At 47.9% G+C, this 217-nt stretch carries 1 tRNA gene; it reads left to right on the forward strand.

The annotated features are described in order from the left end of the window. The first annotated feature begins 22 nt into the window (after positions 1-22). Positions 23-99, forward strand: a tRNA-Ile gene (locus tag AC25JC_RS17385). The last annotated feature ends 118 nt before the right edge of the window (positions 100-217 follow it).

The raw sequence follows: 217 nt of genomic DNA on the forward strand, positions 1-217 counted from the left end.
TTCTTCATGACGATGTATCTGAGGGTCTGTAGCTCAGTTGGTTAGAGCACACGCTTGATAAGCGTGGGGTCACAAGTTCAAGTCTTGTCAGACCCACCACTACTGACGAAGTACGGAAAATCAGAAACATTGACTTATTGATAAGCTGGGGACTTAGCTTAGTTGGTAGAGCGCCTGCTTTGCACGCAGGAGGTCAGGAGTTCGACTCTCCTAGTCT

It is taken from the genome of Acinetobacter sp. P37 (assembly GCF_057480965.1).